5 protein-coding genes are annotated in these 6,480 nt (G+C 59.1%); all 5 read left to right on the forward strand.

The annotated features are described in order from the left end of the window. The first annotated feature begins 54 nt into the window (after positions 1-54). The 5 genes from ACM3N8_RS13430 to ACM3N8_RS13450 all read left to right on the forward strand — a co-directional run bounded on the left by ACM3N8_RS13430 (position 55) and on the right by ACM3N8_RS13450 (position 5,148). Positions 55-897, forward strand: a complete 843-nt coding sequence (locus tag ACM3N8_RS13430) for a LysR family transcriptional regulator (protein ID WP_416016218.1) — start codon at positions 55-57, stop codon at positions 895-897. A 64-nt stretch (positions 898-961) separates the two neighbouring features. Next, entirely contained in the window at positions 962-1,561 is a 600-nt protein-coding gene (locus ACM3N8_RS13435; protein ID WP_241280079.1) for an NAD(P)H-dependent oxidoreductase, read from the forward strand. 64 nt (positions 1,562-1,625) lie between these two features. Beyond that, positions 1,626-3,482, forward strand: a complete 1,857-nt coding sequence (locus tag ACM3N8_RS13440) for a monovalent cation:proton antiporter-2 (CPA2) family protein (protein ID WP_290018967.1) — start codon at positions 1,626-1,628, stop codon at positions 3,480-3,482. After that, complete coding sequence (locus ACM3N8_RS13445) at positions 3,479-3,865, forward strand: SirB2 family protein (RefSeq protein WP_290018969.1); 387 nt, start codon at positions 3,479-3,481, stop codon at positions 3,863-3,865. The genes ACM3N8_RS13440 and ACM3N8_RS13445 overlap by 4 nt, the downstream gene beginning before the upstream one ends. Before the next feature lie 296 nt (positions 3,866-4,161). Further along, positions 4,162-5,148 (forward strand): helix-turn-helix transcriptional regulator, encoded by a 987-nt coding sequence (locus tag ACM3N8_RS13450; protein WP_042868514.1) that lies wholly within the window; start codon positions 4,162-4,164, stop codon positions 5,146-5,148. The last annotated feature ends 1,332 nt before the right edge of the window (positions 5,149-6,480 follow it).

Here is a 6,480-nt window from a genome sequence, read left to right on the forward strand (position 1 = left end):
GTGATAAATATTGTTTTCCGCTGGTTATCATCTGAAAAAACTATGGTTGGGCTCATGCTGGATCTGAGATTGCTGCGCTTCTTCATCGCCATCTATGAAGAGAAAAACATCACGGTGGCGGCACTGCGCTGCCACGTCAGCCAACCCTCCCTCTCGGCCGGCCTGCGCCAGCTGGAAGAGGCGCTCGGCGACAGCCTGTTCACCCGGGGCAAGAAGGGGGTTGAGGCAAAGGATCCGGCCCATTACCTCTATCCCCATGCGGTCAAGCTGGTGGAAGAGGCACGCCGCCTGCCGGAGCTGTTTCGCCAGAAGGCGACGCGCGCACGACTCAACATGGCCATCATGCCGGATCTGAGTCGCCACCGGCTGGCCGGCTTGCTGCAGCGGGTGCAGGGCGTGCTGCCCGAGCTGGATCTCACCCTCTCCGACTACACCAGCCCCGCCGACTGCCGGCTGACTCTGGATGCGCTGCGCCGGGAGGACGAGATCTTCCTGCCCCTGTGGGAAGAGGACTATGTGCTGTGCGTGCGTACCGACCACCCCCTCGCCAGCCGCGCCCGCATCGCGCTGACTGAGCTGCAACATTATGATTTTATTGAGTGCCCGCCCTGTGAGGCCCATCAGCAGACCATAGGGCTGCTGGCCTGCGACCGGCTCACCCTCAACCTGGTGGCCAAGGCCGAAAGCAAGGGGTTGGTGATGGCGCTGGTGCTGGCGGGTGTCGGCATCAGCTTCCTGCCCGACGGCCTGGTGGACGACGAACCCGGCCTGTGCACGGTCGCGGTGAGCGGGCCGCGGATGTTTCGGCGCATCGGACTCTGCTATCCCGCCCATCAGACCCTGAATCCGGCGCTGCGCGATCTGATCCCGGAACTGGCGGGCTATTGCGCTTCTTGATAACGTCGCAGCTCAATGCATCTTCTTTTCACCGGTATCAGGCCCATCTTCAGGTTATGACTTCATGAAACGCATTCTGGTTCTCTTTTCACACCCGGCCCTGCAGAGCTCCCGGGCCAACAAGCAGCTGCTGCAGGCCGTCTCCGATCTGGAGGGGATCACGGTGCACGACCTCTACCAGCACTACCCGGACATGTTCATCAACGTGAAGCGGGAGCAGGCCCTGCTGTCGGAACACGACATCATCGTCTTTCAGCACCCCTTCTACTGGTACTCCTGCCCCGCCATCATGAAGGAGTGGATGGATCTGGTGCTGGAGTATGGCTACGCCTACGGTCCGGAAGCCCACGCCCTCAATGGCAAACAGTGGCTGAGTGCCATCACCACGGGGGGCGCCCCCGACTCCTATTGCAGCGAAGGCTACAACCGCCGCCCGCTGCTCGACTTCCTGCTGCCATTCCAGCAAACGGCGCAGCTGTGCGGCATGAGCTGGCTGCCGCCGTTCGTGCTGCACTCCTTTCACAAGATCAAGGATCCGGAGGCGCTGCGCCGCTGTGGCCAGGATTATCGCCAACTGTTGTGTGCCCTGCGCGACGAGCAGCTGACCCCGGCCCAACTCGGCGGCAGCCCCTATCTGCGGGATCTGCTGGAGGTGCTCTCATGAAACACTGTCAGTCATTTGGCCGACCCTGTGAGTCGGGCCAGACATGCGAACGGAGGGCCGGCTGATGGGTCACGGATTACTGTTTGATGCGCTTATCTACCTCTCGGCGGCGGTGATCGCCGTGCCGCTGGCCAAGCGCTGGGGGCTGGGTTCCGTGCTCGGCTACCTGCTGGCGGGCATCATCATAGGTCCCTTCCTGCTGGGGCTGGTGGGAGAGCAGAAGGATGTGATGCACTTCGCCGAGTTCGGGGTGGTGCTGATGCTGTTTCTGGTCGGGCTGGAGCTGCGCCCTGCCCTGCTGTGGCAACTGAAGGGGCCCATACTCGGCACCGGCGGCCTGCAAGTGCTGCTCACCACGGGGGCCCTGACCGGGGTCGCTCATCTCATCGGCCTGCCCTGGCAACAGGGACTGGCCATAGGTCTCATTCTGGCGCTATCGTCCACGGCCATAGTTCTGCAGAGCCTGCAGGAGCGCAAGCTGATGCAGAGCGAGAGCGGCCGCTCCGCCTTTGCGGTGCTGCTGTTCCAGGATATCGCCGTCATTCCCATACTGGCGATCCTGCCACTGCTCGCCATAGCGCCGGTGGCCAGCAATGGCAGCTCCGAGCTGGCCGGCTGGCAGCATGGCCTGCTGGTGGTTGCGGCCATCTCCGGCATAGTGCTGGGTGGCCACTACCTGATGCGCCCGGTGTTTCGGGCCATAGCCCAATCCCACATGCGGGAGATCTTCGTCGCTGCCGCCCTGCTGCTGGTGATCGCCATCGCAGTGCTGATGGAGTCGGTGGGGCTCTCCCCGGCCCTTGGCTCCTTCCTCGCCGGTGTGGTGCTGGCCGACAGCGAATATCGCCACGAGCTGGAGGCGGACATAGAGCCGTTCAAGGGCTTGCTGCTCGGCCTCTTCTTCATGTCGGTGGGCGCCGGCATCAACTTCAGCCTGTTTGCCGAACACCCCTTGCTCATCCCGACCCTGGTAGTCGGCCTGATGGCGCTCAAATGGCTGGTGCTGATGGCGCTCGGCTTTGTCATTCGCATCTCGCCGAGCCAACGCTGGACCTTCGGGCTGGCGCTGGCGCAAGGGGGGGAGTTTGCCTTCGTGCTGTTCTCGTTCGCCACCCAGAACAAGGTGCTGCCCGGCGACACCATCTCGCTGCTCACCCTGGTGGTGGCCCTCTCCATGGCGCTGACGCCGCTCTTGCTGATCCTCAACGATCGGGTGATCCAGCCCTGGTTCGATTACCGCACCCACAGCGACGCACCGCAGCACGAGCAGCCTGAGCTGGTGGAACACCCGGTGATCATCGCCGGCTTCGGCCGCTTCGGCCAGATAGTGGGACGCCTGCTGCACGGCCACGGCATAGGCACCACCATACTCGAGCAGGATGCCAGCCAGATAGAGATGCTGCGCAAGTACGGCTACCAGGTGTTCTACGGCGATGCCAGTAGGCTCGACCTGTTGCATGCCGCCGGCGCCCACAAGGCCAAGCTGCTGGTGCTCTCCATCAACGATCCAGCCACCTCGCTCGAAGTGATTGAAATGGTGAAGAAACACTTCCCGCACCTTAAGATACTGGCGCGAGCCCAGGACAGACCTCACGCTCACGAGATCCTGCGCCAGGGCGTGGGCAGCGTGTACCGGGAAACCCTGGGTTCTGCAGTGGATCTGGGGGTGGAAGCCCTGACCCAGCTCGGCTTTCGGGCCAACCAGGCCTGGCGGGCTGGGCAGACCTTCAAGCAGCACGACAACTGGCTGCTGCGGGAGCAGGTCAACTACCTGGACGACGAACACACCTATATCAACAAGAGCCTGCAATACCGGGACATTCTCTCCGATCTGTTGCAAGACGATCAGGAAGGACAGGAGCGCATTCACGCTCACAACTGGAACAGCGGTCTGCCCGACAACGACAAGGAAGCAATATGATTGCCTATTACCCCATGCTCAAACATCTGCACATGACCCTGGCCATCGTCAGCCTGCTGCTGTTCGTCTATCGCTGGATGCTCTCTCTCAACGGCAGCCCGCGTCTGCAACAGCGCTGGCTGAAGATAGCGCCCCACGTCAACGACACCTTTTTGCTGCTGTTCGGGGTGCTGTTGGCGGTCACATTGCATATGAGCCCGGGCCAGCAACCCTGGCTGATGGCCAAGCTGATCGCACTGGTGGTCTACATAGGCCTCGGCGTCATGGCGCTCAAGCGACCGGCCCGCAACCAGAAACTGGTGGCCGGCTTCGCTGCCCTGGCGGTATTCGGCTATATGGTGGGAGCCGCCATCAGCAAGTCAGCCTGGTCCTGGCTGGCCTGATAACAGGTCGCCATCTGGTGGAGGGGCCGCGCCCCTCCACATCATCTTCTGCCTCTTCCTGCTATTTTTATTTTTTCCTCTCCCCAAAAACCGCAAGACAGCACTTTCATTTGCGATTTTTTCATCAATTAAAAGCCTCGATTGCTGCCCACCAAAACATGTATTAGCTTTAATATCATGCAGTTAAACCAGTTTGTATGAAAATGGCGACAGTTGTCGCAGCAAAACTTGCGACATAGACTGTCGCATGTCATGGCTAGGATACACTCAACGCTAAACCAGTGAAGGCATGCACCATGAGTAAGAAGCTGTTACGACAACTGACCTTGGCGCGTTGCATCCCGCACCGCCCTTACAAGCTGACCGCCAGCCAACTCCAGGTAAAACTGGAAGAGGAAGGCATACACGTCAGTCTGCGTACCGTGCAACGGGACCTGGAGGAGATGTCCGGCATGGGGTTGTTCGACCTCACTTCGGATGAACGCAGCAAACCCCACGGCTGGTGCTTTGAGCGCCATGGCCTAAACGACTTCGCCAACATAATGCCGCTATCACTGGCAGTGGCCCTGAAAACCTGGAGTGATCAGGCAAGCCAACTGCTGCCGGCAAGTGTGCTGACCGAATTGAACCCGCTGGTCGACAAAGCCAGCCAGGTGATCCGCGACAGCCAGAGTGAACTGGCCGAACGCTGGCTCGAAAGCGTGCATCAGTCACCGCGTCCGTTTGCCGGCAATCCTGAGATCCGTCGCAGCACCCTGATCCGCGATGCCCTGTGGCGCGGTCGCAAGTTCAGTGCCGAGATCCAGCGTGTCATCAAGGAACGCACTGTATGGCTCTGCTATGACCGCATCAATCCCCTCGGCATCCTGAATCAGGCTGATGGTCCGACCCTGCTCTGTACCCTGTCCGAGCTGGATCCCAAGGTGTACGGCATACCTTTCGATCACATCAAGGGCGTGGAGCTGACCAACTTCAGCGCGACCCAGCCGAAGGACTTCAATATCCAGAAGCTGATCCGCGATCAGGGCTACCAGGATGTCAGCGGCCCGATCCGCTTCGTCGGTCGCATAGATGCCAACTGCCCGACTCTGGTCGATGGACAGATCCCGGGCCACAACCCGCGCATGACCCGCTACGATAAGCGCAGCGTAGTCGTGGAGACCGAGGTACAGGACACCCCTGAATTTCGCACCTGGTTGAACAACATGAGCGGCAACCTGGAAGTGTTGGCGCCAGAGTCGTTGCGCAAGGCATATCCTACGCCTGGCAGCCGAGTCAGCTAATCCCAAAAAAGCCGAGCCCAGCCTCGGCTTTTTTGTATTCTTTTTGAGCATATTTATTCAACTAATTTTTAACTCTTGCCCGCTTAATTGAGCCGCGTTGTACCATCGTTTTCCCCCTGTTTTTGCGTGTGAGAGATCCGCCATAGCCGCTGTAAGAGGCCACTGTGTTGAGCCGTACGCGAAGCCATCTTTGAATCCATGTGCTTTCCGATGAAACAAACTAAGCTGATGATTAGTATGGGTTTATCTTGTTAATGGCTGGGTTTAACCAAGCCGGGTCATGCCGATAACCGCCCAACCTCCCTTGTTCCGCGATGCGGTTCCCTTAATATGGGTCTCACAAGGACGGAGCTGGTCCGGCAGGATGCAGGAACAGCGCATAAGCAGGGAATAATCCACAGGACGTGGTCAGGGACACCTCAGGATGAGGCAGGTAGCCAGGAAGGTTATCAAACGGATTGAACAGGACGCCACAGGATGTGGTTGTGGACACCTCGGGATGAGGCAGAGCGGTACGGATTGCGGCTCTTCAGGAAGAACAGGACCTCGCCGGATGCGAGCAGGACAGCTTCAGGATGAAGCGAGATAGCCCGGATGGTTATCTGTCAGGACGATGCAAGGAACACCACGGGATGTGGTAACGGACACCTCCAGGATGGAGAGAGTGCAGCAATCAGGATCGATTGCCAGGCTAGGATGGCCACAGGACACCTCAACGGATTGGGAAGGGGATATTCCGAAGGATCAGGATAAAGTCAGGGATTGCAGGGAGCGTTGCAGTTCATGGACTGGACTAGATGACTTGAGGGGACGGCAGCTGCCGTCCCCTTTTCTTTTACCTCTTTACAGCCCTTGGTCCATTGTTCGATGGCCATGCGTGCACACCCCGCCTTAGATCAGCATCCACGACTTATCCGCATCACAAGCCCCCCGAACGAACGTTTACAAGCGCAGCCCCCCTTAGAGGACATAACAAAGCCATCCATACAAAGTCTGATGGACTTGGCTCAAGCGAAGGTGATGGTGATGGTGATGGTGATGGTGATGGTGAGTAAGGCTATCCACATTTACACCATAGAGCACCTGCGTCAGCCATTGAGATCCAAGCACTTTAAATTGCTAGATGCTAGGGAGCACAAGGGGTGACAGACTGGGATAGAGACGCCAGTGGCAAGTCGCAACCCAGTTTGTTGTTCCTTGTTTCCTTATTCCCGTTCGCAAATGCCAAAAAGCAAAAAGGCCTTCCCATCTGGGAAGGCCTTTCAATTTACTGGCGGAGCGGACGGGACTCGAACCCGCGACCCCCGGCGTGACAGGCCGGTATTCTAACCG

The organism is Aeromonas sp. A04 (assembly GCF_047780465.1).
In the GTDB taxonomy this organism is placed as follows: Bacteria; Pseudomonadota; Gammaproteobacteria; order Enterobacterales; family Aeromonadaceae; genus Aeromonas; species Aeromonas bestiarum.